The organism is Bradyrhizobium sp. USDA 4454, assembly GCF_054822705.1.
Genome location: NZ_JBTRCN010000001.1, coordinates 1,597,470 through 1,622,988, shown reverse-complemented (window position 1 = coordinate 1,622,988; position 25,519 = coordinate 1,597,470). Strand labels below are relative to the sequence as shown.

The 25,519-nt window shown below is 57.6% G+C and carries 19 protein-coding genes and 1 pseudogene; 13 read left to right on the top strand and 7 right to left on the bottom strand.

Annotation, left to right across the window (positions count from 1 at the left end; genetic code table 11):
- Window positions 1-3: 3 nt before the first annotated feature.
- From nodS to ACVIW0_RS07365, 5 genes are read right to left on the bottom strand one after another with little or no spacing between them, the layout of a single operon-like run.
- Window positions 4-633 carry a nodulation methyltransferase NodS gene (nodS, locus tag ACVIW0_RS07385; protein ID WP_461351721.1) on the bottom strand — a complete coding sequence of 210 codons (630 nt, stop codon included), beginning with the start codon at window positions 631-633 and terminating at the stop codon, window positions 4-6.
- 16 nt (window positions 634-649) lie between these two features.
- The gene (gene nodC / locus ACVIW0_RS07380) at window positions 650-2,020 is read right to left on the bottom strand and encodes a chitooligosaccharide synthase NodC (protein ID WP_461351720.1); all 1,371 of its coding nucleotides are present in this window, start codon (window positions 2,018-2,020) and stop codon (window positions 650-652) included.
- A gap of 17 nt (window positions 2,021-2,037) precedes the next feature.
- The gene (gene nodB / locus ACVIW0_RS07375; protein ID WP_461351719.1) at window positions 2,038-2,697 is read right to left on the bottom strand and encodes a chitooligosaccharide deacetylase NodB; all 660 of its coding nucleotides are present in this window, start codon (window positions 2,695-2,697) and stop codon (window positions 2,038-2,040) included.
- Window positions 2,694-3,326 (bottom strand): NodA family N-acyltransferase, encoded by a 633-nt coding sequence (locus ACVIW0_RS07370; RefSeq protein ID WP_461351718.1) that lies wholly within the window; start codon window positions 3,324-3,326, stop codon window positions 2,694-2,696. Before ACVIW0_RS07370 ends, nodB begins: the two co-directional genes overlap by 4 nt.
- A gap of 41 nt (window positions 3,327-3,367) precedes the next feature.
- Complete coding sequence (locus ACVIW0_RS07365) at window positions 3,368-3,715, bottom strand: hypothetical protein (protein WP_461351717.1); 348 nt, start codon at window positions 3,713-3,715, stop codon at window positions 3,368-3,370.
- 440 nt (window positions 3,716-4,155) lie between these two features.
- Here ACVIW0_RS07365 and nodD1 point away from each other — a divergent pair, with 440 nt between their 5' ends.
- From nodD1 to ACVIW0_RS07320, 9 genes and pseudogenes are all read left to right on the top strand, one after another.
- A complete protein-coding gene (nodD1, locus tag ACVIW0_RS07360; protein WP_461351716.1) occupies window positions 4,156-5,100 on the top strand; it encodes a transcriptional regulator NodD1 in 945 nt (314 codons plus the stop codon).
- A 628-nt stretch (window positions 5,101-5,728) separates the two neighbouring features.
- On the top strand, window positions 5,729-6,718 hold the full coding sequence (locus ACVIW0_RS07355; protein WP_461351715.1) for a LysR family transcriptional regulator: 990 nt from the start codon (window positions 5,729-5,731) through the stop codon (window positions 6,716-6,718).
- A gap of 923 nt (window positions 6,719-7,641) precedes the next feature.
- Window positions 7,642-8,355 (top strand): MerR family transcriptional regulator, encoded by a 714-nt coding sequence (locus ACVIW0_RS07350; RefSeq protein WP_461351714.1) that lies wholly within the window; start codon window positions 7,642-7,644, stop codon window positions 8,353-8,355.
- Window positions 8,356-8,694: 339 nt separating this feature from the next.
- The gene (locus ACVIW0_RS07345; protein WP_461351713.1) at window positions 8,695-9,807 is read left to right on the top strand and encodes a branched-chain amino acid ABC transporter substrate-binding protein; all 1,113 of its coding nucleotides are present in this window, start codon (window positions 8,695-8,697) and stop codon (window positions 9,805-9,807) included.
- A gap of 749 nt (window positions 9,808-10,556) precedes the next feature.
- Window positions 10,557-10,814: pseudogene (locus tag ACVIW0_RS07340) on the top strand (transposase); the annotation flags it as partial.
- Window positions 10,815-11,019: 205 nt separating this feature from the next.
- Window positions 11,020-12,000 (top strand): LLM class flavin-dependent oxidoreductase, encoded by a 981-nt coding sequence (locus ACVIW0_RS07335; protein WP_461351712.1) that lies wholly within the window; start codon window positions 11,020-11,022, stop codon window positions 11,998-12,000.
- A 1,165-nt stretch (window positions 12,001-13,165) separates the two neighbouring features.
- Window positions 13,166-13,540 carry a NolY gene (locus ACVIW0_RS07330; RefSeq protein ID WP_461351711.1) on the top strand — a complete coding sequence of 125 codons (375 nt, stop codon included), beginning with the start codon at window positions 13,166-13,168 and terminating at the stop codon, window positions 13,538-13,540.
- Between the two features lie 958 nt (window positions 13,541-14,498).
- Window positions 14,499-14,744, top strand: coding sequence for a hypothetical protein (locus ACVIW0_RS07325; protein WP_461351710.1), 246 nt, complete (start codon window positions 14,499-14,501; stop codon window positions 14,742-14,744).
- An 834-nt stretch (window positions 14,745-15,578) separates the two neighbouring features.
- Entirely contained in the window at window positions 15,579-16,301 is a 723-nt protein-coding gene (locus ACVIW0_RS07320; RefSeq protein WP_461351709.1) for an outer membrane protein, read from the top strand.
- 305 nt (window positions 16,302-16,606) lie between these two features.
- On the opposite strand, the gene ACVIW0_RS07315 is transcribed toward ACVIW0_RS07320, so the two are convergent.
- Window positions 16,607-17,332 (bottom strand): helix-turn-helix transcriptional regulator, encoded by a 726-nt coding sequence (locus ACVIW0_RS07315; RefSeq protein ID WP_461349783.1) that lies wholly within the window; start codon window positions 17,330-17,332, stop codon window positions 16,607-16,609.
- A gap of 99 nt (window positions 17,333-17,431) precedes the next feature.
- Between ACVIW0_RS07315 and ACVIW0_RS07310 the strand changes: the two genes are divergently transcribed.
- The 3 genes from ACVIW0_RS07310 to hemN all read left to right on the top strand — a co-directional run bounded on the left by ACVIW0_RS07310 (window position 17,432) and on the right by hemN (window position 21,834).
- Complete coding sequence (locus tag ACVIW0_RS07310) at window positions 17,432-17,689, top strand: hypothetical protein (protein ID WP_461351708.1); 258 nt, start codon at window positions 17,432-17,434, stop codon at window positions 17,687-17,689.
- A gap of 918 nt (window positions 17,690-18,607) precedes the next feature.
- On the top strand, window positions 18,608-19,324 hold the full coding sequence (locus ACVIW0_RS07305) for a sulfite exporter TauE/SafE family protein (RefSeq protein ID WP_461351707.1): 717 nt from the start codon (window positions 18,608-18,610) through the stop codon (window positions 19,322-19,324).
- Window positions 19,325-20,499: 1,175 nt separating this feature from the next.
- Window positions 20,500-21,834, top strand: a complete 1,335-nt coding sequence (gene hemN / locus ACVIW0_RS07300; protein ID WP_461351706.1) for an oxygen-independent coproporphyrinogen III oxidase — start codon at window positions 20,500-20,502, stop codon at window positions 21,832-21,834.
- 583 nt (window positions 21,835-22,417) lie between these two features.
- Here hemN and ACVIW0_RS07295 read toward each other — a convergent pair.
- On the bottom strand, window positions 22,418-22,933 hold the full coding sequence (locus tag ACVIW0_RS07295) for a hypothetical protein (RefSeq protein ID WP_461351705.1): 516 nt from the start codon (window positions 22,931-22,933) through the stop codon (window positions 22,418-22,420).
- An 803-nt stretch (window positions 22,934-23,736) separates the two neighbouring features.
- On the opposite strand from ACVIW0_RS07295, the gene ACVIW0_RS07290 reads away from it, so the two are divergent.
- Window positions 23,737-25,329 (top strand): carbohydrate porin, encoded by a 1,593-nt coding sequence (locus tag ACVIW0_RS07290; RefSeq protein WP_461351704.1) that lies wholly within the window; start codon window positions 23,737-23,739, stop codon window positions 25,327-25,329.
- The last annotated feature ends 190 nt before the right edge of the window (window positions 25,330-25,519 follow it).

Here is a 25,519-nt window from a genome sequence, read left to right as displayed (position 1 = left end):
CCCCTAATGACTGACAATTGAGTGTTTTAACGACTGCCTCGACTTCCGGAACAGGACGAGCAAGCAGTCTTCGTTAACCGACGAGGTTTGGCAGTGCACACGCTCCACCTCCGACAAGCTCTCCTTGAAGAGAGAGATCACCGTCTCGGCACCAGCCGCATGGCCCCAATGTCGACAGGTGGCATCACGCGCGGACCCGAACACCAGAGCGCCGTCTGGGGCAAGCATGCTCACCAGGTTGCGGACCGCCGTGTGCATCTCGGAAACGTCATTGAGATAGTAGAGAACCTCGGCGACGACGATCAGGTCGAACTTCTCTGTGGTCGACAACTGCTGAATATTGCAGGTTATCCAATTTATGTGTGACCGATGCCCGGTCCGCCGGCGCGCTCGTTCGATCGCTTGCGGCATGACATCGACCACCGTTAGGCGTCGGCAACGCAGTGCAAGCATTTCCGTGAATACCCCTGCTGCGCATCCAACTTCGAGGGCATGCTCGACACTGCCATTGGAGGACGACATCCGGAGCATTTGCGCATACCGCTCCTGCTCGAACGCACTGCCGTCGAGATGCCATGGATCATCCACAGCGAGTTCGCGTTCCAGCAATTGATGGTTCTTGTACACAGTCATGCGCCGATCCATCCACTTATAACGCGCCCGATCGTTTCCGACCGCAAATGCTCTCCGGCACCGCCAAGCGCGATGAACGGTGAGGAACCGACGGCTTCGGAATTGTGCTAGACGCGCCCCCTGTAGCCACAGGACCTGATGCACTGTTTGGCACCGGCAAGACCGCCTGCTCATCTCCTTCAGTTGGCGCGCTGACGATCGTGCGCGACAGCCAATCGCTGTTGCTCAATGTACAAAGGGCATACGCTTTGAGTGGCAGTAAAAGAAAAATGTTTATCGGTGTGTGGAGCGAGAATCCGAGAAATCGCAATTCCCCCGCCCGAAGTGCAGCTACACTGCACCGGACCATTGTCATCGCCGCGATTGTCAAGCCCGTCCACCAGGGTACAGATCCGCCGACTGCAAGCTCGGCAAGCGCAGCAAGTGCTGAAAGGGCGAGTAGCAGTGGGCCAAGATTCTGCCCGACAACGTCCAGTGTGAGGTAGCCATCGAGTTCCGGCAGCAGACGCAATGCGAGAAACGTGTCGCGAAACGTGCTGCGCGCCCAGCGCAGCTGCTGACGCAGGTATGGCCCCATGGTCTCCGGGACAAGTGTTGCCGCGATCGCGTCCGGAACATACTCGGTTCGAAACCCCGCCTTGAGCATGAGGATCGTCAAATGGCGATCTTCGCCGAAATCACTCGGCTTGCCGCGAAAGAATTGCGTTTCGTACTGATCAAGCAGCAGGGCAAGAGCAGATCGACGATACATCGCACATGGGCCGCAGCAGCACATGACCGCACCGAAGCGAGCTTGCGCCGCGCGCTCTTCGTTGCATGCCAACCAGTATTCCATGTCGATCAGACTGGTCAGCCATGTGTCGTTGCGATTGCTCGCCACCAACTGGCCCATCGCGGCACCAATGTCGGGGTCCCGCATCTTCGTCGCAAGCTTAGTGACCACGTCAGCGGCCAGTATCGTGTCCGAATCGACGTTAAGCACCAAGTCACCAGACGAGCCGCGTATTGCGGCGATCTGCGCTTTTCGCTTGCCGACATTCCTGGCAAGCAAGATGACGCTGAAGCGCGGATCGTTGGCATAGATCTTATGTACAGGCCCCACAACATCGCGATTTGCCGAGCCATCGTCGACCACATAGACCCGCAGCTCTCCTTCGTAGTCTTGCCTGGCGAGCGACTCCAAACACTGGGCGAGCGTGTCCGGCTTCTCGTTGAAGCAAGGCACGATAATATCTACGCTTGGCAGAGCCAGCTCGGATTGTCCCAGATCGTTCCGCAATGGGGCATTCCCCCGCCGCGCATACAACGCCTGCGTACTTTTGTAGATGGTCGAGAGCAGCGCGTAAGAAGAAACCGCGACGGCGCTGGTTGTAGCGAGCAGGTCCATAGGGTGCCGGTTGTTGTTCAGTGAAGCTGAGGGAGCGGGCGGATCACGAAACCGCGGTGTTGTAGTGCTGGGACCAGGTAAGAGAGCGCTCTAACCGTCTGATCTCGCCGGGTCGCATCAGCCCAAGGCCCGTCCTCATCAGGAGGATATCCGTCGTGCAGGAGAACAATTGAACCTGGCCGAACGGCTCCGAGCACCGAAGTCACAATTCTGTTCACCCCGGGCTGGGACCAATCTCTCGGATCGACCGACCAGTGCACAGCCGTAAGGCCAGCCTGAGCCGACGTAGCGAGCACCTCTTCGGTCCATTTGCCGTACGGCGCCCGCATGTGCCTGGGCGCGGCCTGCGGACACGCCGAACGAATCGCCTCGCTGGCCATTAGCACCTCATCGCGAACCTCCGCCGACCCACATCTGGACAGATCCGGATGTGTCATCGTGTGGTTCGCGACCTCATGGCCTTGCGCGACCATCCGTCGAATGAGTTCGGGCTGCTCGGCCGCGTAGGTACCGATCACAAAGAACGTCGCTGGCACCCGATGTTGCGTCAACACATCGAGAACCTCTGGCGTGCAGAATGGATTTGGCCCATCGTCAAACGTCAAATAGACAGGGAAGCTTCCGCTCACATCAGCGTAGTCGCAAGGAACGGCAGACACAGGGACAAGGTCTTTCACAGCTCGGGCCCGTTGCGATCGATCATTGCGCCGGCGGGCCACTCGCTCATCCCGCTCTGAACCGGGAACACCACCACGATCACCTCTTCGATGCGGATCGGCGACAAATTGGGATAGACATCCGGATGCGTTGAGCGGACGCGAAGGCCCGACATCAGCGTCGCGAGGCCCTGTCTTTGCACCAGTCGGGTAAGATGCTTCTCAAGTGCGGGCCGGACCGTCCCGAAGCCGAACGGGACTCTAAGTTCGTGCAAGATCGGATACATCACCCGCAGCGCATGGCTAATCCCCAGTCCCTCGAGATCCGGGCGCACCGCATACAATCCCAGTTCGGCCACGAGTAGATCGACTGCACCAATCTTGATGAAGCGGCGCAGAAGTCCGACGTGAGCAGCCACACCGTGGGCATCCCGACCAATCACGCGGACCTCAGGCCTGGCGCCGGCCCAACTTCTGTTACCTTCAAATGGCTGCGCATTGAAAGCACCGGTCGGCCCGTAACTCTTGCGAAAAAATTCGGCGAGCTCGGCGTGCTCGGTGAGCCGCAGTTCGTTTTCCCAGCGAACGCTCCAATGAACTTGAGTGCGCGCAGAAGGCGCTTCCGCGGTCCGAGATGCGACAATGTTCATGGCGGGCTTTCCTACGCGAGGCATTTCAAGAGCGGGGTCAGTCATGCAACCTCGCTCACCGGACGCAGATCGATCGAGAACTGCTCCGTCGCGTTGTGTTGGATGCCGGCTCTCCTTCGAGCGGCCGGCCGCAGCAGAAAGCTTGGGGTCGCCCCTCTGTGTGCGATCGGCTGATTGCCCCGTTGAGGCTCGTCATTCCGAGCGAATGCGCCGGAGGCGTACGGACGGGGCGATTTGATCGTGCAGACGTTATCTGCACCAGGGCGCCCGTCTGCCTCGTCTGCGGGAATCATCGGCGCTTTGCCGCTCGTGACCGGGCCATCGATGCGGACCACCTTGTTGAGGGAGCGTACCAATGACACCTGATCGACTTGGTTTTTCTCGTGCATCTTCGACACGCCCCGAATGCAAATGACAGTCGAGCGAATGGACTGTCGCCAGAAGTACTTGGCATCGGCAAATTGCGCCTGCCTCTCTGTCGTGACACTACGGCGATGCTGATCCAGCCCTCAAGTGTACGCGGGTAAACCGCCAATATGGAAAGGGTTGGAATGCACATACGAAGGTTTACCGAGCGCCTCGCGTTACAACGAATGCGCGAGCTGCGCCGGTCAAGACGACGCCTCATACGCCTTCGCCTTGAATAGCTGCCCAAGAAGCCGACAGCAGCCGCTCGCGTTCAAGAGGTGGTCCAGAGCCCGCGAACGACCAACAGCCATTTTGGTGTTCAGTCCATTTTCCAAACTGATGTTTGCTATCCAACATCCCACAGTTTGGTAAAATCGATTGTTTCGATAGAAAGCATCCAGACGGTGGATAGACTCAAACGATGCGATTCAAGGGACTTGATCTAAACCTACTCGTTGCGCTCGATGCTCTGATGACCGAGCGCAACCTCACAGCAGCGGCGCGTAAAATTAACCTGAGCCAGCCCGCGATGAGCGCGGCAATCGCGCGGCTGCGCACCTACTTCGGTGATGAACTTTTCACGATGCGCGGTCGAGAGCTCGTCCCGACACCGGGCGCGGAAGCGCTCGCAGGTCCGGTTCGCGAGGCCCTCTTGCACATTCAAATTTCGATCATTTCACGAGATTCGTTCGACCCTACTCAGTCTAGCCGTCGCTTTAGGGTCATTCTCTCCGATTTCATGACAATCGTCTTTTTTCGACGAATTATGGACCGTATCGCGCAGGAAGCCCCGGCTGTGCGCTTTGAATTGCTGCCCTTTTCGGATGAGCCAGACGAGTTGCTCCGTCGGGGCGAGGTCGACTTTCTCATTCTGCCGGAGTTGTTTATGTCGAGCGCTCATCCCAAGGCGATGCTGTTCGACGAGACTCTCGTATGCGTGGGATGCCGCTCGAACAAGCAGCTGTCACGCCAACTGACATTCGACAAATACCTTTCGATGGGTCACGTTACGGCCAAATTCGGACGGGCGCTGAGACCCAACCTGGAAGAATGGTTTTTGCTTGAACACGGCTTAAAGAGACGGATCGAGGTGGTTGTGCAAGGCTTTAGCCTTATTCCGCCCATAATATTGGACACCTGCCGTATCGGCACGATGCCTTTGCGACTCGCAAGGCACTTCGAAAAGCGGATGCCCGTGCGGATTGTCGAACCACCTTTGCCGCTGCCCGCATTCACCGAAGCAGTGCAATGGCCTGCATTTCACAACACCGACCCGGCGAGTGTTTGGATGCGGCGGATATTGTTGGAAGAGGCGTCCAACCTCGCATCTGGGCATCTCGAGACATCTACTCGCAGGCGATGTTAAGTTTAGCGTAGGCGATTCCGGCCGTGCCTCGAGTACGGCGCAGCCATCGAATCTCTGCCGACGCTTTCCGTTTATCGACGCGCGATGTTGCAAGCATCTAATAATAGATGACGGTTCGCTAACCGGACTTGGCAGGTCGTGCGCCTAATAATGTTCTGGTTGAGGTTGGGATACGCGCGATACTGCTCGACGGACGTCCAGCATTAGGCTGGTACATAACCCTTGTTGGTGCGCAAATGTCCGGCACGTCAAATTATTCGCTTGAATCCCACGCTGCGTGAGGTTGTAGGCTGTCCGCCTTGGCTGACGCTGCGTTAAGCGGCGGTCGACCGGGCGCATGGCCGAACTCAAGGCTTTGGCGGAACACTTGGACTGGTGCCAGCAGTTAACGACCGGGTCTTGTTACGAGGCACGCAGGTGAGCCTATTAGCTTCGGGCTTGTAATGGAGTCCGGCCTCTGATGTCCGCCAACGGCCGAAATGTCCATCGTTGCGACAATTCCGCGATCCTCCTCTCGCGATCGCAGGATGGAACGAAATTGATTCGGACGAGCCGGTGAGACTGCCTCAGACGTAGCCGCGGCCGGTCGTTTGTACAATGCAAGCACGTTTGCGCCGGGCAAGAAGATATGCGCTTCAAAGGACTGGATCTAAATCTTCTCGTCGCGCTCGATGCTCTCATGACCGAGCGCAGCCTGACTGCAGCTGCACGTAAGATCAACCTTAGCCAGCCCGCTATGAGTGCAGCCGTCGCCCGACTTCGCTCCTATTTTAGTGACGAGTTATTTGCAATGAGAGGACGGACACTTGTCCTGACCCCACGTGCAGAGGCACTCGCCGCTCCGGTTCGTGAGGCGCTGATGCACATTCAGCACTCGATTATTGCGCGGGAGGCCTTCGACCCCGGCCGATCGAAGCGGCGGTTCAGGATCTGCCTGTCAGATTTCATAACCGTCGTATTCTTCCGTCACGTGGTGGAGCGCGTCGCGCGAGAAGCCCCCAATGTCAGATTCGAGTTGGTGACGCTCACCGGTGAACACGATGAGCTACTTCGGCGCGGCGAGGTCGATTTTGTCATCCTGCCGGAACAATTCATGTCCGGTACGCATCCCAGAGCGGCCTTGTTCGAGGAGAGCCTCGTTTGCATAGGCTGCCATACAAATAGTCACCTACTGAGGCGGCTGACATTTGACCGGTATATGTCGATGGGCCACGTGGCGGTCAAGCTCGGAGGCACAACCTTCGTCGAGGATTCCTTGTTACTCGATCTCGGCCTCAATCGGCGCATCGATATTCTTGTGCAGAGCTTCAGCATGATCCCACCCCTGCTGGCGGGCACAGGACGCATAGGGACCATTCCACTAAGGCTCGCGAAGCATTTTCAAAGAACCGCGCCACTTCGGATTGCCACGCTTCCGCAGCCATTCCCCACCTTCACCGAGGCAGTCCAATGGCCAGTCCTGAGTAACAGCGATCCAGAATGCATTTGGCTGAGAGAGATATTGCTGCAGGAGGCCGCTAGCTTAGCAACTGCGCATGAAGAGGCGCGCAAGATTAGCGATTCGGAGCAAGCAAATGAGGCCGGCGGCTTCGCACGATCGGTCTCGCCGTTAGCGTAGGGACGTTGCCGATGAACGAACCCGGCACCGATCGTGTCTGAACGCGTGCAATTTGGGATCTCCTCGCTCGAACTCGTTGTCTCTCGTTAACGCTCCTCATAGTTGGCGAACGTCGCAAGCCTGCCTCTTTCCCGCACCGGACACGGTGTCGAGGTGAAGAAGCGGTAGCCCGAATCATTAGCCCAGACTTGAGAGACACAGCGGTCGCCACGTGCACGCGCCAAGCTACGCCGGCGCATTGTAAGCCCGACCTGCGGCTGAACCGCTCTTAAGAGGCCAGGTTCGACTCGGCGGCTAATCGCATCAACACGGCGAATCGGTTGCGGCGCTCGCAATGAGCGCCGGCTCGGCATCGTCGGAGATCCAGCTCCACGAGCAGCCAACGCAGTGCTGATTGATTGTGCATTTGATGTCGGACTAGCAGTCGGCCAGGCTAGGCATCGCACCCGCGTGTTGCTCTGTCGCATCACCCTAGAGCGTATCGCATCTTCGTGTCTCTGCGCCGCGGGGCTGACTTCTTTTGGCCCCACCTCGGCCAAACGTCTTGACGAGGTGCGCTATGCCGACACAATGACGAACAAGGAGCCCTACGTTGGAGCAACACAGCGGAGTATTCGATCCCGAAGAGCTTTCTTTCTTAGGAAGCCTTTTTGACAGGACAGTCTTCGCGCTGCCGCCATCAATGCGAACTCCGGACAATCGAACGGCGATCGCCAAACTTATCCTGGAGCGTACAGCGGCCGGCAATACCCAGCTGGCATGCTTAACGAACCTGTTGATCACTCTTTCCCCTCAGGGTTGATCGCGCGCCGTTCTAAGGATAGTCACCACTCCTGCGCTGGAATGGAAGACGATCCAGCTAGAGCTTTGAAATGGCTTGAATCCAACGTGACGTCAGGTTGTAGGCTTTGAAATTGAACAACATGAGCAAAGCTACACTAAGACGGCGTCGATGGCGCATTGGCGAACTTGCGGAAGCGACCGGAGTGACGGTACGCACGCTGCATCATTATGAACACACCGGCCTGTTAGCCGCTTCAGAGCGCACGGACGGCGGCCATCGTATGTACGACCGCGAAAGCGTCCAGCGGGTTCACCAGATCCGAGCGCTACGTGAGCTTGGCTTCTCCCTTCACGAGATCCGTAAAGCTATGGAGGGAACGACTTCGCTGATCGATCTATTGCGCAAGCATTTGGAGCGTATAGAGCTTCAAGTTGCTCGCGCAACGCTGTTGCGAGATCGATTGCGCAACATGACGACCGACAGTGACGTTCAGGTCAGCGTGGATGAGCTACCTGCCACCTTGGACGCCATGTCGCGGGTTGAGACACGGAATCAAACATCCCGATGCACATGCAAGTTGGCTGCAGAACGCGAGGAGCGATGGCGACAAATTCGGGACGACCTCCGCGATTGTATGGATAGAGGCGAACATCCTTGCGGCGAGCGCGCGAAAGCCGTCGCGATTGCCGCGCGGCTCCTGATCGGCGAAATCGCTGGAGCGGATTCTCGGGTTTCGACGATCCTGAAGGTTCTCGCACGCCTAAGTGCCCCACGCAGTTTGGCCGGTTGGGATCCCTGCCTCATGCAATATCTCGACCTTGCCCTCAGTGGCCTGGAGGACCAGCCATACTGAGATCAAAAGGCCGCGGCTCGGACGACCTGACCGGTCCGCTTGGCCGGCTCGATCGTCATGGCGGTTGGGCGTGATCCGTGGGCTTTGATGCCCGGCGGCAGCTTTCCCAATCACCGGTCAGATTTTCTGCGAGGCTCTCGGCAATCTGCTGCTTTCTCGATGTATTGCGCGAAGCTCCCGTTCAAGGGGCCTTGAACCGCACGTAACGTCAAATTGTAGGCTCCGCCACGGTCGCCGCCCGAGCTGACGCATGCTTCGCTTGGCGATCCTTCAATCTGCGGGCCCGTTCTGGTCGTAGACAGTTGGGCTTAGATCGAGGCGAGCACTAGGAGTTCTACAGTGTTGAAAAGGCGTTACATTCCAGCTGCAGGCGTAGCCTTCTTTTTCTGTGCCCTCGCCTCCACTGCGTGGGCTTCGGACGTTCATATTGCCGTGGCCGGCCCAATGAGTGGAAGCAGCGCGGCGTTCGGCGCGCAGATGCGCAACGGCGCCACTGCGGCTGTCGAGGCATTGAACGCTTCGGGCCTCCTTCCCAACACCAAGGTGCTACTGAGTGTCGCTGATGACGCCTGCGACCCAAAGCAAGCGGTCGCGGTTGCAAATAAGCTCACAATGGCTCAGGTGCGTCTGGTCGTCGGCCATTTTTGCTCGTCTTCGTCTATCCCAGCCTCCGACGTCTATGCCGAAGCAGGTATCATCCAATTGTCACCTGGTTCGACAAATCCTCAGCTAACGGAGCGCGGCATCCCGACCGTATTTCGGATCTGCGGCCGCGACGACCAGCAGGGCGCCGTTGCGGCTGAATACATTCACCGAAACTACCATAACGACAAGATCGCAGTACTCGACGACAAGAGCACCGCCGGCAAGGGTATCGCCGATGCGGTTGAGGCACAGCTTCAGAGATTCGGCAAACGCCTCACTCGGCAGAGCTATATCGCCGGTGAAAAGGATTATACGGCGCTGATCTCTAGATTGAAGAAGGACGGGATACGCCTCGCCTATATCGGAGGTTATCACACCGAGATTGGGCTGATCATCCGTCAGGCATCAGAGGCAGAGGCCGGCCTTACCGTCATGGCCAACGATCCGTTGATGACGCCCGAATTCTGGGGCATCACCAGCAGCGCGGGAAATGGTACGCTATTTACCTTCATGCCCGACGTGGCAACGAATGCCAATGCGGCCGACGCCGTGGCCAAACTCAAGGCTTCCGGACTGTCGTCCGAAGGCTACACACTTTACGCCTATGCCGCAGTGCAGGCGTGGGCAGAGGCGGTGAAGCGGGCCGGTTCGCTCAATGCTGCGCGGGTCGCAACCGAACTCCGTTCACGGCCGATCGAAACTGTCGTTGGTCCGGTCCGGTTCGATACCAAGGGAGACAATGCAGGTCCGGGCTTTGTGGTTTACCGCTGGCTCGACGGGCGTGTTGAAGCGCTGCACCAAAATTGATCTACGCGACCACAGCCCTTCTCTCAACACAGCCACCACACAGATGATGAAACGACATCATGACCTTGCTGCCGTTATACTCGCGAGCTCTCTTGTGCTCGCGGCTTTCGGAGCGCTTATCGCCCTCGCTGCAGCGCTTGCAGAATTACCAGACGTCGACGTAGAGGAGGAGCTACGTCCGATGTTAGACAAATAGCATCCCGACAAAGGCCAGTTCTTGCGACGCTTCACTGCCAAACATCCGCAACAGTCTGATTGGCAATGCTACGCAGGTCCGGCCGTTGCCGCTCATGCGACGGCACCTATGATAACCAAACTATCGCGGCAATGTCTTTCGACCACGCTTGCTGACAAATGCAACTGTACTTCGCAAGTTCCGGCGACCTCACATCGCGCGCAAGGCGATTGGGTTCCAATCGCTGTTTCCCTGCCAACAACAATTTCCAAGTTGACCGGCAATCGGCAAGTTGGGCATTGGCGCCTCGACAAACGGGCAGGGTCGCAACATTGGGATTGCCATCAAATGACTTCGATCGGCCTGCGCACTCTTCGACGTTGCTCTGGTTTCAGGCACAGCCGCCGATCCATTTGGCATGAAGGATGGAACGCTCCATCCGACATGGGGATACTCGGAATATCTACTGCGTGCTTTGAACCAACGCTTCGTAAGGGCGCCGACGACAGATGATGTCACATTGCATATTGCCTGCAATTTGAACTGCAAGCGCTATGCAAAGCGGAACGGATAGATGAAACGACCGAGATTCACAGAGGAGCAAATTATCGCGATACTGAATGAGTATGGGGCTGGTGCGAAACCGGCTGATCTAGCTCATAAACACAAGATCTCTGAAGCGGCGATCTACGACTGGAAGGACAAGTTCGGTGGCATGGACGTTTCAGCCGCCAAGCGGTTGAACGCCCTCGAAGAGGAGAACGCGAAGCTAAAGAAGCTTCTGGTCGAGCACATGCTCGGCGTGGATGCACTTCGCGAACTCTTATCTAAGTAGTCGCTACCAATATACAGGTTTCTCACGCCGACGCTGCAAGCCCAGAGCGTTAGCTCCCACGGAATTGCCAGATCGGCCGAGTTATGTACGCCACGTCTTTGAGGCCGAAGGCACAAAGCAACCAGTCGCCTATTCCAGAACCGGAGATGATCGAGTGAGAAGCGGCCTTCCCTTAAGACTGACATGCGCGATCTTTGACCACATGGACGACGACGGCCGCGATATCGCGCGACAGTATGAAGATCGTCTCAAGTTGGCGGAGGCGTGCGATTCTCTGGGCTTTTACGCCTATCACCTGGCGGAGCACCACTGCACCCCTCATGGCAGAGGGCCGTCGCCGAACCTGTTTCTAGCAAGTCTTGCGCAGCGCACCCAAAGACTTCGCTTTGGTCCCCTTGTTCTGTTGCTCAACCTCTACCACCCATTGCGCGCGTTCGAAGAGATCTGCATGCTTGATCAATTGAGCGGCGGTCGGCTCGAACTCGGTATCGGTCGCGGCTCCCAGCCGATCGAATGGGGTTATTTCGGAATCAACGCAGACGCGGCGCCAAGCCGCTATTTGGAGGCCAGCGAAATCTTAAATGTTGCGCTGACGGGCGATACGTTATCCTACCGAGGAAGCCATTTTGAGCTGAACCGTGTACCGTTAACTTTGAGGCCTCATCAGCGCCCTTGTCCACCTACCTGGATCGCCAGCAATCGGACCGAATCGGCGGAATGGGCCGCGGCAAATGGTGCAAATCTGGCGTGTGTCGGTCCCGCCTCTGCTGTCCGAAGCATTACGAATGCTTTTCGTTGCAGTCGAGCGCGCCGTATTATCGCGGACGATCGAGAGCCATTCCTTGGGTTGGCTCGTATGATCGTGATTGCGAGATCTGACAGAGACGCTCATGCGGCTGCCGAGACCGCTTATGGACAGTGGCTGAACAGCTTTAAGTTCCTTTACGAGTTGAATGCCACTCCGACACCGCCAACCCTGCCGCTGTCGTTCGATGCAGCGCTGGAGAGCCAATTGTGCGTCGTCGGAACGCCTGCTTCCGCCCGACTGCGGCTTCTTAACCAAATGGAAGAGGCAGGCACCAACTACCTACTCTGCCAGCTTGCATTCGGGAACCTTCCGCTCGACATTTCGCTATACACCGCGAGCACGATCAAAGCCGAAATCATCGATAGCTTTGGCTGACTTGTTCAACTCGCTACTTCGGGATGCCCCGCCGCTTCTTGGCATGCCGTACCCGCCGATTAGCGTACGATCAAGGCGTTCTTTCTTGCTCGACGGGAGACCTCAAGCATCACTTTTCCGGTCGCACGTCGATGTCGTCGGTAGCGACATGATCAGCTTGAACAGTGTTGGCATGACAAAGTCGCTCAATCCGCATGCGGGATCATCTTATGCGTCGTCCAGAGCACGTCGAGGAAATCGCGCGCGTTATCCGCGGACTGGATGCATCCCATCAAAACTTTCGATTTTACGGATTTCAGCCAAATGCACCATAGTCGCTCACCCGTTTCCGGCAAGCACCTTTGACGAAGCTCGTGTGACCATGGATACCCTTTGCTTTCAGCCAAGTCGTAGGTCGGCTCACGCCTTTCGCAAAACCAACGAGATCCATCAACCTTTGAGACAGTGCCACCAGCGGCCTAGCTTCGGCCGGATGGCCCGCCGAAACCTATGGCTTTCATTCGAAATCGCCGACAGCAATTTCGTGATCCTGAGGGCGGCCCGGAAGATTAGGTGCTTCGCACGCGCATTGGCCAAATTGAATGCGTACGTCACATAGAAGCCGGGCAGCCGAACTGCCTCTTACGCCGGCCTCGGCAAGGCTTGTCGACCTGACGAGGTGGACAGGCCCGTTACTTCCGCAATGTTGCGATTCCCATGCGGTGCAACCTCAGCTATCTGATCTCCTCGGACACGACAAAGACGTCCTGGTGTCAGCGGCGCCTATCGACCTCGATTCCGGCGACGCGAATGGCTGTGCGGCAGCACTAGCCGCCCACTTACGCCCTTTGACCGCGAGGGTCTCACGCGGCCCATCTGCTCCATGCTGTTTGGTGGCCTCCGCCTATGCCACTGGCGTCCCTGCGAGGTCCCCGAGCTTGGGGGGCGCCGGCTCGATAGCTCAACCAAGGACGGGCGTTCTGCCACGCAACGCGCAGCGCTCTATAACGTCCATAGCTCCTTTCGGTGTTTCTGCGGTGCCTGCCTGTCCCTATTCTTCGGTTGCACATACGCGAGTTACCTTGCGCTACGGCAATTCGGTCACGCACCGCACCGGCTGGCTCGCAACCCGAAATGCACACAAAAGCTACACGCCAATCTCGCTTAATTAGTCTGGAGCAACACTGTGGAACTTGACCCTTCGAATTCACGCATTCAGGACCTTGAGGATCGCATCGACCTACAGCTCGATATCGTGGCAACTCTCGTACGCGAGGGAAGCAACGAACTCGAGGCAATCCAGCTGCTCAACGCACTCACGAATGAAATGATATCAGCGGAACTGGAGCTCGGCCGGCTCGGCGATACGAGCACAGGTGGCCATCCTGGCGGCGGGCGAGCAGCGCGAATGAGACGGGACCATGGCGTCTACAATCCAGAAGAGCTTCAAATCCTGGGGCGCCTTCTCGATCAGGCAGTGGCCGCCTTACCGCCTGCACTGCGCACTCCGGCCAACCAGACGCGGATTGCCAGATTGATTCTTGCACGTGCGGCAGGCTGAGAGCCGTTTTGCTCTTCTCAGATTGACGGCCGCTCAGTGAGAACTTCATCGCTGGGCTGACGGTGGCTGTGCTATCCTACCCACGGATAAGGGCGCTCGAGACCCCGGCTCACCGCTACGTAAGTGAGCCACTTCCACGTGCCGATCATTTCGCTCCAATGAGCGAGACATCTCATCCGATTTCCTTTGGAGTGTGTCTCAAACGCTTGATCATGGCATGTTACACGCCCGCAGTTTACTCCAAGGCAGATGGGGAGAAGCACGATCCGGCATATTCGTGCCGCATGGTTGCCCCCGCCTTCCGATATTCGTGTCTTGACAGAAAAGCTGCCCCCTGATCGCGGCCGCCTTGTTCTAACGTCGCGCGCCACCTGATATTTCGTTGCCAGAACGAGCCCCAGCCAGATCAACGCATTTGCCGCGATCTCTCGTCTCGTTTCTTTGGTGCCACCATCCCGTATCGCAAACGTGGGGCGTGATGCGACCAGCTCGTTGACGCATGTCGGGAAGCAGACGAACGATTGTCGAGAATGAGCCACACGGTTGGACGCGACATAACGAGCGCATGCGACATCCCCCCAAAACACTTCTTAGTGTTGAAGTCCGAAAGGTCGCGAACGGCCTGCTCTGTAGGACGGCCTTAGTGCGACTGGTATTCCTGGGAGTGTGGGTACGGTGACGGACGAACGCCAGGCAACAAGATGCGCGGCGCAAAGAAGCAAATGTCAACGCAGGGTCTGTTCAGGCAACTAAGAATCGTTCGACTTGCGCGGCGCTTCGACATTCGGTCATCCGGACTTCAACAAGCGCCATTATAAAGTTCGCTGTAGCGTGGCGAGCAGATCGACCACATTTTGGCTGTGGCTTCGACTTCTTTGCCGGTTCAAGACAGGCCGCAGCTCGTCGGTACGACGCGAACACAGCGTTTAACTTGTGCCAGGAGTCGAGGAGTTTTGAGATGGATCAGGTCATATCCGACCAGATGCAAGCGCCAGAAGCTATCGTAAGCGTCGCATTTGACAAAGCGTGGAGCTTTGTCGAGAAGGATCCAGTTCTGGCGCATCATCTCAAGGCGTTCCTTCACCGCCGCTTGCGAGCATTACTGGAGTGTTCGATCAGGACCGGCGAACGGAATACCCTGCATCTGGCAAACGAAGCGATACGCAATTTACGAGCGGAGCTGGCGTCGCCGAGCAAACAGTAGGAGGTTCGTTCCTCTAGCTCGCCGGCACCCTTGTCATCGACAGAAACGGGACGGTGTCGTCAACTCCCGAAGGGCCAGGTCGCGGTCGAGCTGAGTTTTCTCTGCTGATCTTCTCCTAAACCGACGACTGCATCAGGGAGCCTGCTTGTGCAGCTCTCGTGGGCCCGCACGCCAGTAAGGCGAACAGGCACGCTATGCCTCGACGAGACACAATGCGCACCCGATCTGGCAGCTTGGCACGCGTCTGAGCAATTTCGATGCGAGCATCATCCAGTGCGGTGGCCAACATTTTGCGGCAAACGATCTTGGGGGCGCACCGTCGATTGGCTCTCCTGTCGCGGCAAGAGCAGTTGCAGCTCGCCATTAGCGCTCGGACTTCCAGGACGTCCGGATTCAGATCGATCAATGCCTCTGATGGTCCTTTCCGACGTTGCCACAACCTTAAGTCGATTAACGACTTCCTACCCCAGAAAAATTCAAGTCCCGCTCCAAACAGGGACACTTTCATCTTTGAGGTTTATGACGAACTCCGCAGAACCAAGCGTAATCGGACGTATCGCCGAGAGTCTGTAGCGCTGCTTCAGCAAATGCTCACAGCATTGCGTCGCATAGTGCCATCACGATCGCACCGCCTTCAGGTAGAGGCGCAACGAGGCACCCCTATTAATGTCGTTGCATTTCGTCCACGCGTCGCAAGTCAGGCGCCTCACAACCTGACGCACCGTGCGTTTCGACCCATTTCTTGCGGAGAAATGTTGTGCCTCAGTTACAGCAATTCGCAATCATGTTGTTAAGACGCACGGCGCCGGGGGACATCAAAGGAATGACACTGGAATGAAGAATTTTCTGATTCTGACCGCAAGCATCGCGGTCTGCGCTGCAGCTCCCGCATTCGGCGCTGACCTCGTCGGGCAGCCTGTCAACATCAAGGCACCACCATTTCCGGTCGTAGCTCCGATCAACGACTGGAACGGCTACTATATCGGTCTCAATGGAGGCTGGGGATCGAGTCACAATTGCTGGGATTTCAACGGCGTCACTCCCGAGGGCTGCCACAATTCGACCGGCGGCACCGTCGGCGGCCAGATCGGCTATCGCTGGCAGATTTTCAGAACGGTGTATGGCATCGAAGGTCAGGGCAACTGGGCCAATTTCGGTGGCTCTAATGTCAGCACCGCCTTCCCAGCGGACACCATTGGCACCAAGACAGATGCATTTGGATTGCTCACCGGCCACATCGGCTACGCATTCAATGCCGTGCTGCTTTACGCCAAGGGCGGTGCGGCGGTGACCAGCAACACCTATCACGTCAACTCAGTGGCTGCTGGCACCGAGCTTGGCAGGAACAACGATGTGCGCTGGGGTAGTGCGCTCGGCGCTGGCGCCGAAGTCAGCCTGACTTCGAACTGGTCGGCTGGCCTCGAGTATAATCACTTGTTCATGCAGGGCAGTGCCGTAAGCTTCCCCACGGCCGTTGGCTTCGATCGCGCTCACCAGGACATCGATCTTGTCACGGCACGGCTCAACTACAAGTTCGGCCCGGCGTTTGCAAAATAGCGAACACCGCGCGCGCCTTGTTAATCAATCGAGAACCCCGACCAATGGTCGGGGTTCTTTTTCCGAAACGCTCCCCCCTCGCAACCCAGCCGGCTGCACTCGCTCGAGCTCGTCGAAGCTTGGATCATTCGCTGGCGGAGCCGACCGCAGCCACCGTCCGTGGTCAACGACCCAGTCGGCTTGACATGCGCCGACGAACTCCAGAACCTCACGCGACGTTCGGCTTGCCCTCGCCTGTCTCAACCAAGCACTGCTTGACAAACGGCATGAGCCAGCCAGAGCTTGGCGTAACGGCTTAGCCAATCTCAAAGAATATTGAGGCGAATGGCGATAGCGGTCGCCTGGATCCTGCTGGTCGCACCCAGCTTTCGCATCGCATTCTTGATATGAAAATTGACGGTATTATCGCTAATTCCTAGGATCCTGCCGATTTCCCAGGACGATTTCCCCTCCGCCACCCACCGCATACAGCTGATCTCCCGTTGCGATAACGCAATTTTTTTCCCACAGCCGCTATTAGAGGGTCGAGCAATCTCGCCATAGGCGCTGTGAAAGAGCGAAGCCAGGGCGTTGAGATGACCGATGCGATCCTGAGGATCAGCATCGTCGGACGGAGACGCAAAGGACACCACAGATACTTGGCCCAATGGGCCAAAAAGGGGCACGCTCATGCCATGCTTTAGGCCGGCCTCTCTGGCCTCATCTAATACGCGTCTCTCGTCCGGTTGTAGCTGATAGTGGTCAGCGAGTTGGTCCCACAGAAACGGACGCGCATGCATCGGCGTCCGCCGGACCACCGGGTCGATGGTGTGGTACTTGTGTTTGAAGTATCGATCGCACCAGGCCGGCGGCCAATTCACAGCGACAGTCGGCGGTGGATACTCAGCCAACCGCAGCGGCTCGACGAAGTTGAGGGCTCCGTAAGCAACTTCACTGAATCCTTCCTCGGTGGCACGGTTTACAAGAAGATCAAACAACGCTCTCAGCGAGTGCGTCTGGTTTGCGCATTCGGTGAAGCTAAAGAGATCCACGATGGGCGCATCTGCACGCCGATCCGGTTCGCCATCGCTGCGTTCGATTACGTTTGTTTCAGGCGGAGCCAAATTTCGTTCCATGAGCTGAACTCTTAGTTGCTCTTCGAGAAGTTCAGAGCGCGCGCTGCGTCAGACGCCATCCCGAGTTTTTCGCCTTCCGCCAGCTACGGCGCGATAATCGTCCTGTCAAACGCCGCGATCCCGCTCGCCGATGACGCGCTGGCCAAGCAGGCGATCACCGCATTGCGTTCGTCTGACGGTCTGTGTCGGCTGCAGCAGCCCCGATCGCTCGTGATAATCCAGCTGGCGATGCCAACCAGCTATGAAAGACGATATCTGCCCTACTCAGATTGAACGGTAAGGAGCGACCGTGCTGCCCGAAAGACACCTGGCTTTGCCTCACGGTCGAGCACGATGATATCCTGAACGTTGAACTTTGCGGTTCAAGCGAAACGGAGCACGTTGGCCAACTTGGCGGTGCCGAACTCGACCTACGCAGTTCCGACATCGGCCTTCTGCTTTCTGCGGACAGGAGGGTGACTGTTTCTTCCCCATCTTGCGAATTGCTGTCGCGAATTCCGTCCTCCGTCTTTCGACGGCGTCGGGAACGCGGTCTGCGAGCAACACGGAAGAGCCGCGCCAGCAGGTGACCGCGTGATATGACGGCCCGGCGCCTGATCAGGCGCGTTGAAGAGGTCCAGCGCACCTGAATTGAAGGCACAGATGATCCGCGCGCCAGGCGAGCGACGGGAGATACGCGCAGAAACGAAACCTGCCGGCCGCGGAGGACACCTTGCATGCGCATCTCCAAAAGGGAGAGGACCTAGGCGCGGATCAGCAAGTGTCGTACCAACTGGCGGCCTCACAAAAATCAATCCTCGATACCAGGAATTCAAGGCAAGAGCCCGGTTTCGGCGCACGAGCGCTTGGAGCATTGGCGACATCTGGAGGAAACGCGACAGCGCCACTTGCGCAAGGCTCCCACGGCCTGGAAAGAGTGCCGCTCGGCGCGGCGGGTCCCAAGCGCCTTTCAAACAGCCGAGCTGCTCGCGTACTACTTTCGCATCCTGGTCAAGTACCAATGCTGGCAATTGAAGAAGCCGATCGACAACTGGCAATGCTCTAGGAACCTTGGCCGCTGCCAAATGCGGCGTCCGGACGCGCGGCATCCGATTAAGCGCTCGCTTGGACTTCTTCCCTCGCGGAAAGACAATTGGGACTGCATGCAGTCAGTGCAAGGCAAGCGAAGAACTTCTCGCAGGTTGGTGAAGTATGCTTTCCCTGTTCTTCGCGGTTATCTCCCTGCTCTATGCAATGGTTGGCCAAGCGGGTGGAACCGCGTTCCTAGCGCTTATGGCGTTTTCTAGCTTGCCTGCCACAGAGATGCGCCCGACGGCGCTTGGCCTCAACATTGTTGTCGCGAGTTATTCCACGTGGTTCTTAAACCGCAACAAAGCCATCGACTGGATAGCGCTCCGGCCGCTTCTATTGTCATCAATGCCAGCGGCACTTGCCGGTAGCTTGCTGGTGCTCGGGGAGCACGTTTACAGGACGTTGACCGGTCTTGTCCTCCTTTTGGCGAGCGCTGTGATGATCGTGCGGCGCGGCCGCATTGCCCATCGTGTTTTCGAAGCTCCGCTCTGGGGAAGCGTCAGCATTGGATCGGTCATCGGGTTGGTTTCGGGTCTGACCGGCGTGGGCGGCGGAGTATTCCTGGCGACCGCGCTCGTGACACTGAACTGGGCGTCAGCCAGACAAGTCGCCCTGCTGTCGCCTCCGTTTATCCTAGCCAATTCAACGGTGGGCTTCGTCGGAGTTCTTTTCACCGGCCAGTTTCCGTGTTCGGATTCGGCCATTTACGCAATTGCCGCACTGGGAGGAGCCATCGCAGGAACGGTTATCGGCCTGAAATGGTTGAGCCAAACAGCCATTAGGTTCATCCTTGTAGCGGTTCTCCTCATTGCCGGCGTGCAGTTGGTTCGCACCTAGATGCGGTTCGAACTGCCTTTGCTCCGGCTGTCGTTGCGGTCATCGTGCACTAACGGGGGCCAGGACAATAGCCGGCACGATTCCAAAACGAACGACCTGTGGCCTCGAAGCAGAACACACGCGTATCGTCTGACTTGGACGTACCGGCCAGCACAGAAGCTGACAACGCCCGCGCTTTGCGATTCCGGCCCATCCTGGGGCCTGGTTGGGAATTGGTGAACTCGTAGCGCTCACAATAGCGCGGCCGAATCAAAGCGCCCCGACGCACCTGCCGGGGTTGGAAGTGCGCCGGGGCGGCCCCAACATCATCAGTACATCCGTGACGATGCTTGGCGCAATGAGACAAGCGGCGTGGCGGAATTGAGGCTCATCTATACTTTTGAGGCGGAAGTGCAAAAATGTTTCTTAGCCGGTTCGACGGCTATTGAAACTCACGTTGCGTCACGTTGTACCATCTCGTACCCTGAGTTTCATCGACCGACACTGCCTGACTGACAATCCCAGCTCGGAGAGCATTCTACTCGCTGCATCTCGCGGCGCCGCGCAAATACTATCCCTATCCCCGTTCGCGTATGCCATTTCATCCTGCACAACCCAAGGCAGCTCGGACGCAACCCGGAACACTCCATGGCGTGCCAAAGCGTTTCGCGCCCACGTCGCTGAAAGCATTGCGAACCGGCTCAAACCCCGTCTGCGCAGGTTTGAAAAGGCGTGACTGACAAAGATTGTGCAGATTTAGTGGCGCGGACTACCAATCGGACTTAGCGTGATTTTCTGACTCGATCGAACATCTGGGCATCCACATCAGCCTTTCCACCGAAACCAAGTCTGAAAGGCTGAGGCCGGCTGGTTCGCCGCCGGCAACACCTTGGATCCTGTCTTTGCCGCAAAAGCCCCGCGTCTGAGAATGCACGCGCAATGTGCGCTCCGATATTGATTGTTCCTGCGCATAATGGTTGGGCGTATCGAGCCCGCGCGGCCGAGCTTATGTGAGACATTTGTTCTTTCGCCGGGGTGCAAATGATGGCTAGCACCTGACTTCCTCACCGCTCCCAGCTCGTACATCGAAGAAGGGTCTCCAGCTTCGGGATCAGAGCAACGCCTTTTGACGTAGCGCAAAGACACAGCAGAGGATACGCATCAGCCTCATACCGTATCAGCGCGGAACGGTAAGCGTGCAGACCTCACTCCTAAACAAATATTGCGATGCTCGCCTGCCCTGGTACACCATCTACCCGACCGTACCGGATTTCTCTGCTGCGGTCGGCGCCACGACCTATGAGGCGTGGTTGCAGCAGCTGCCGCCTGGCGAATCCGCATCGCTCTACCTTCACGTTCCGTTCTGCCGTTCGATCTGCTGGTATTGCGGCTTCCCGACAAGCCTCGCTCACAGCGAGCGGCCGGTTCGCAATTACCTGCTGACGGTACGCGAGGAAATTCGTCTGGTCACAGAGCAAACGGCTCACGGTCTTCCAGTGAGCGACCTGCATTTCGGCGGCGGCACACCGACTATCATCCCACCGCCAGATTTCTTGGCTCTGATGGAGCTCCTGCGCCGCTGTTTCGCGTTCAGCAAATCGACCGCGCTCGCCGTCGAGATCGACCCCCGCGCGTTCACGGCCGAGATGGCGGAAACCTTGGGAGTAGCGGCCGTCAGCCGCGCGAGCATCGGCGTGCAAAGCTTCGACCCCGTGGTTCAAAGGGCGGTCAACCGTGTCCAAAGCGAAGCGCAGGTCGCTTTGGCCGTCGAACGCCTTCGCCAGCATGGAATAAGCCGCATCAATTTCGACCTGCTCTTCGGATTGCCGCATCAGACCGTGCAATCCTGCGTGAACTCAGCGCGGACGGCCTTGACCATGCGGCCCGACCGCCTTGCGGTGTTTGGTTATGCCCATGTTCCCTCGTACATGAAACGCCAGCGCCAAATCGACGAAGCGATGCTCCCTGACAATGTTGCGCGCGCCGAGCAAGCTGCAGCCATGGCAGATACGCTGGTCTCCGCCGGATACCGCCAAATCGGGCTCGACCATTTTGCTCTCCCGGACGACGAACTCGCGCACACGCAGAGAACCGGCCGGCTTCGCCGCAACTCGCTGGGCTATTCGGCCGATACGTGTAACACAGTGATCGGCTTTGGTCCGTCAGCCATCGGCCGTCTACACGATGGCTACGTGCAGAACGAGACGGCAACCAATTCCTATAGCAGACTGATTAGTGCTGGCCATCTGGCAACCTCAAAGGGCCACTGCCTCACCGCCGAAGATCGCCTTCGGGCCGCAATCATCGAGCGGCTGATGTGCGACTTGCAGGCCGACGTGCCGGCAATCTGCTCCGCCCACGGCTTTGCTCCGATGCCATTTCTCGATTCAGTTGACCGCCTGAGAATGCTTGCCAAAGACGGGATAGTTGACATCAAGCAAGGGTTCATCCGAGTCAAACCAGAGCACCGATTTGTCATTCGCGCTGTTGCTGCCGCGTTCGACGCTCATCTCGACCGCACGCCCTATTGAGAAGTGACACATGCGAGCAGATCTGTAATATCAACGCGCATCGCAAAGGAGCAATCGACGAAGCGTCTGTGGCAGCCAGGCGAAATGGTCGTTATGAGGCGGAGCATTCAATGCTATAATTGACCCCGCAACCTGAAGTCGCCGAACTCCCTTGTCCGCACGGATCAACCGGCGAATACGATATTCCACCCCTGTGGAATCGATCTATCGTGGCGCTTCTGCTCCTGCTACGGCTTACTGACACGGCACGCCGAGTTGACGAGAGACGCAAATTGCGGGGTCGTGCCGCGGCCGTCAGTAGTACGTCGGCCTCATCTTGTGCAGATGTCGAAGGGGCATCGGCTGCGTGATGCCCCTCCCTCCAGATCGTGCCTGAATTGGCAACGATCTGATTACAGACGCGTTCCGCGGATATGTCGTTCACGACCTGGTACGTGGAACGCGCTCCGCCACCTGGCACGAATACCTTCAAAAGGCCCCCGTCGAAGCCTTTAGATCCTAGGGCGATAAACGGCATCGCGAAACTTGGCCCAAACAGTGGGACCGGTTGGGAGGCTGGTCACGCCTGTAGCCGATCGAAACGTCAAGGTGCGCTTGCCATGGGTGCTGCGATCACTGGCGCGCCTCCAACGGAAACAGGTCCTTGTGGTGTGGACTGACCGCGCCGCTTCTTGGCCCATCTCGAAGCAGCCTGGGCGGACGGTGGGGCAGAAATGGAAGGCGTGGAAGCGACATGCGTTGAATTCTGCAGCGACTCGATCCGCGAAGTCAGCACGCTGATCTGATCTAATATCCCCTTGAGGTCCTCCCGCGCGGCATGGATCCTGCGGTTCAGTTCTGCGATCTCATCGCTAGCCTTCAGCTGTGCCCACTTTATCTCGGACAGGGCAGCTCTGTCATCCAATGACGACCTCACGATTGGATCGACTTCGTGGGTTTCCGTCCCGACAAGCTCCCCGAGGCCGGCCCAAAGCCAGGCGCCAACAGCACTAAAGCTGACGACAACAAGGAGAAGCATCAAAACCCGGAGAATGCATCGTGACGGTTGTCGCAACAGCGGTCGCAAATCCGAGCCGACCGCATCGTCGATCATCGCCATCGCTCCTCGTTCAGCGTTCTTCTTTCGACCGGTCTGTTTCGCCGATCCGAGCGCTTGCGGTATTCACGCGCCCCAAAAGTCCCGACTGCCGGCAGCTTCACTCAAGACGCGCCGCTTAAGCGACAGCTGAGCCTCAATTGCTCATAGGGAGGGCAACCATTGCGCTCGATCAACTACCAATGTCAGCAGGTTGAATGAGATCGCGGGCACATGCCAAGCGAGACCAACGAAAGCCGCGCACCGGAAGGACCCACAATGCAAGACAGATTCGGCCGTCCCAGCGGTCCTTACCGAGCGAGCTGCTCGCCCGCCTCCACCAAAGAGGCCCGAAGGCTGTTTCGTCCATTCACCTGGGATGACCAGGATGGGCGTAGTGCGATCTTCGAGCGCACGCATTCCAGAGCCGGCTGGTCCCTCCTGTCGATTGTCTGGTCCAACAGCATCACAAAACTCCATGAACCCGTGGCTCGTGCCTCACGGGATTTGCTTTCTGGCGCCTGCCAAGTCATCAGTAAAGGGGTCATCCAGCAATGGCCCCGCCAACGCCGGCCCACTCTGCTCCACTGCAAGAAGCGAGGCTGTGTTTATAAAATGACAGCGAGAAGTAACGGCACTCGTCATAAACCTCCCCGCCGCATCAGCGCGCTGCTCTCTTTCGGCCATCCGGCCTGATGCGCAAGTTAATTGCAGAGCGGATCATCTGCTGCCTTCTCGGCGGCGAAGATGTTGGGATGCCACTCTCGGCCATTTCAGGCGACAGTTCGTCCCAATCATGACTGACTGATACGGACCTGAAGTACACTATGCGTGATTGGATTCTTGCGGCGACGTCGCTTCGAACATCTTCCGCCGCCTTGGCAACTGCTTTCACGTTTCGGCCAATCGGCAAACAATTTAGACGGGCTCTCGCAGTTTCGCTGGCAGCTTGCCTGCTGTCCGGCAACTCCGCGCGGGCACAAACCGAGGACGAGCTCGATCCCGGGAACGATACTGTAGATCAAGCCAGCGAAATTAGACAAGCTTCCGTTTGGGCGACAATGTTGCGGACCGGGATGATGCGTCAAGCAATCCAGCCTCGGCGCCCATGGTCTGCGGCACGCGCCGATGCGTCTGGCGAAAAGCGCAGCAGTGTTGTTAGATTTGCTCAGACGCGAACGGAAAAGCCCATCGATCCCTTCGCCAGGTACGACAATCTGCGTGAAAAGGGGTTGTGGCTCGCCATACCTGGCCCTGCAGATACGATTGATCAGGAGAATGGCGGCGTTCGGTCTGCGCTGGCAGATGTCGGTATTGGCTACATCGGCTGGACACACAACATGCTTGTAGATAATCAGCTGCCGAATGCAGCGAGAAGCCCAATCGCAAACCAGCTTTACATGGGCCAGAACCCGACCTTCGCTTCGGCGAACTTCTTGATCGTCACTTACGATCTCAGCCGATTTGGCATTCCCGATGGCCAGATCGTTGTCGGAGGCGAGCAGCAATACTGGACGTGGGATCGCCCAGGGCCTGACAGAGCGGGACTCAACACGCTCGCCTACTACCAGACTTTGCTCGACAGGAAACTCGAACTCAAACTTGGTTACCTGAGAAACCAAAATGAGTTTGCCGGCACATTGTTCGGAGGGATGACCGGATCAAACATGTTCGCCTTAATCCAGGCAGGGGTGAGCACCAATGCTGCGCCCACGCCGGCGGTCAACCTGAAGTACAATTTTGATGATCGCTTCTACAACAAGTTCTCACTTCAGCGCTCAATCAGTCCGGATGGTCCCTATGCCGAGATAAGGGAGAATCCCGCCGGCTTGAACTGGAGCACGGCCAATGCGGGCACGCTTCTCATCGATGAAATCGGCTACAGGAGCAAGGCCGCTCCTGGAGCACCCGACACATGGCTGCGGGCCGGCGCTGGTTTCAACACCAGCCGCTACAAGAATTTGGCAGACCCGGATCAACAGCGAGTGAGCGGCAACAATTTCCGTTACATCGCTGCGGACCGGCAATTCTGGCAAACTGATGCCACTGGCTCGCCGTCTCGCGGACTCTATGGCGGATTCTCTGTCATGGGAGCTCCGCCGGACCTCAACAGGATCAGCCAGTATTACGAGCTTCGTCTCTATACGAAAGGGCCGTTTGAAAGCCGCCCCAAGGATCTGATTGCTCTTGTCGCCAGCAACACGACTTGGAGCAAATTCGCCGTGGATGCTGCCCTGGCTAAAGGCCAGCTTGCACATCGCGATACCCTGGCGATCACGGGCACATATACCGCCCATCTTGCCCCGGGCATCTATGCAAGCGCCGGACTGTCATATATCCACAACCCGACAAGCGTCACACATACGCTTCACACCCAGCATGCCCTCAATCTGCTGGTGTCTACGCTGGTTTTCTTCTGATTATGGCAAGCCGCCCCCTTTGCTGTCGCCTTCGGGTGCGGAACTCTGCGCTCTGCTTGCAAGATCGGTCCTGCATCTGAGTTTGATAAGCCGGTGACATCCGATGTAAAGGGATGCCACCTGTAAGTGATTGCAAATGGAGGACGTTAGGTCTGTAGGGACGGTCGACGGATCGTCGAGAAGAGGCTGA

Bases quoted from the DNA above. Each gene is read 5' to 3' on its own strand.
- nodS (WP_461351721.1), bottom strand. From the start codon at position 633: ATGACTGTGTACAAGAACCATCAATTGCTGGAACGCGAACTCGCTGTG.
- nodC (WP_461351720.1), bottom strand. From the start codon at position 2,020: ATGGACCTGCTCGCTACAACCAGCGCCGTCGCGGTTTCTTCTTACGCG.
- ACVIW0_RS07370 (WP_461351718.1), bottom strand. From the start codon at position 3,326: ATGAACATTGTCGCATCTCGGACCGCGGAAGCGCCTTCTGCGCGCACT.
- ACVIW0_RS07365 (WP_461351717.1), bottom strand. From the start codon at position 3,715: ATGCACGAGAAAAACCAAGTCGATCAGGTGTCATTGGTACGCTCCCTC.
- nodD1 (WP_461351716.1), top strand. From the start codon at position 4,156: ATGCGATTCAAGGGACTTGATCTAAACCTACTCGTTGCGCTCGATGCT.
- ACVIW0_RS07355 (WP_461351715.1), top strand. From the start codon at position 5,729: ATGCGCTTCAAAGGACTGGATCTAAATCTTCTCGTCGCGCTCGATGCT.
- ACVIW0_RS07350 (WP_461351714.1), top strand. From the start codon at position 7,642: ATGAGCAAAGCTACACTAAGACGGCGTCGATGGCGCATTGGCGAACTT.
- ACVIW0_RS07335 (WP_461351712.1), top strand. From the start codon at position 11,020: ATGGACGACGACGGCCGCGATATCGCGCGACAGTATGAAGATCGTCTC.
- ACVIW0_RS07325 (WP_461351710.1), top strand. From the start codon at position 14,499: ATGGATCAGGTCATATCCGACCAGATGCAAGCGCCAGAAGCTATCGTA.
- ACVIW0_RS07320 (WP_461351709.1), top strand. From the start codon at position 15,579: ATGAAGAATTTTCTGATTCTGACCGCAAGCATCGCGGTCTGCGCTGCA.
- ACVIW0_RS07305 (WP_461351707.1), top strand. From the start codon at position 18,608: ATGCTTTCCCTGTTCTTCGCGGTTATCTCCCTGCTCTATGCAATGGTT.
- ACVIW0_RS07295 (WP_461351705.1), bottom strand. From the start codon at position 22,933: ATGGCGATGATCGACGATGCGGTCGGCTCGGATTTGCGACCGCTGTTG.
- ACVIW0_RS07290 (WP_461351704.1), top strand. From the start codon at position 23,737: ATGCGTGATTGGATTCTTGCGGCGACGTCGCTTCGAACATCTTCCGCC.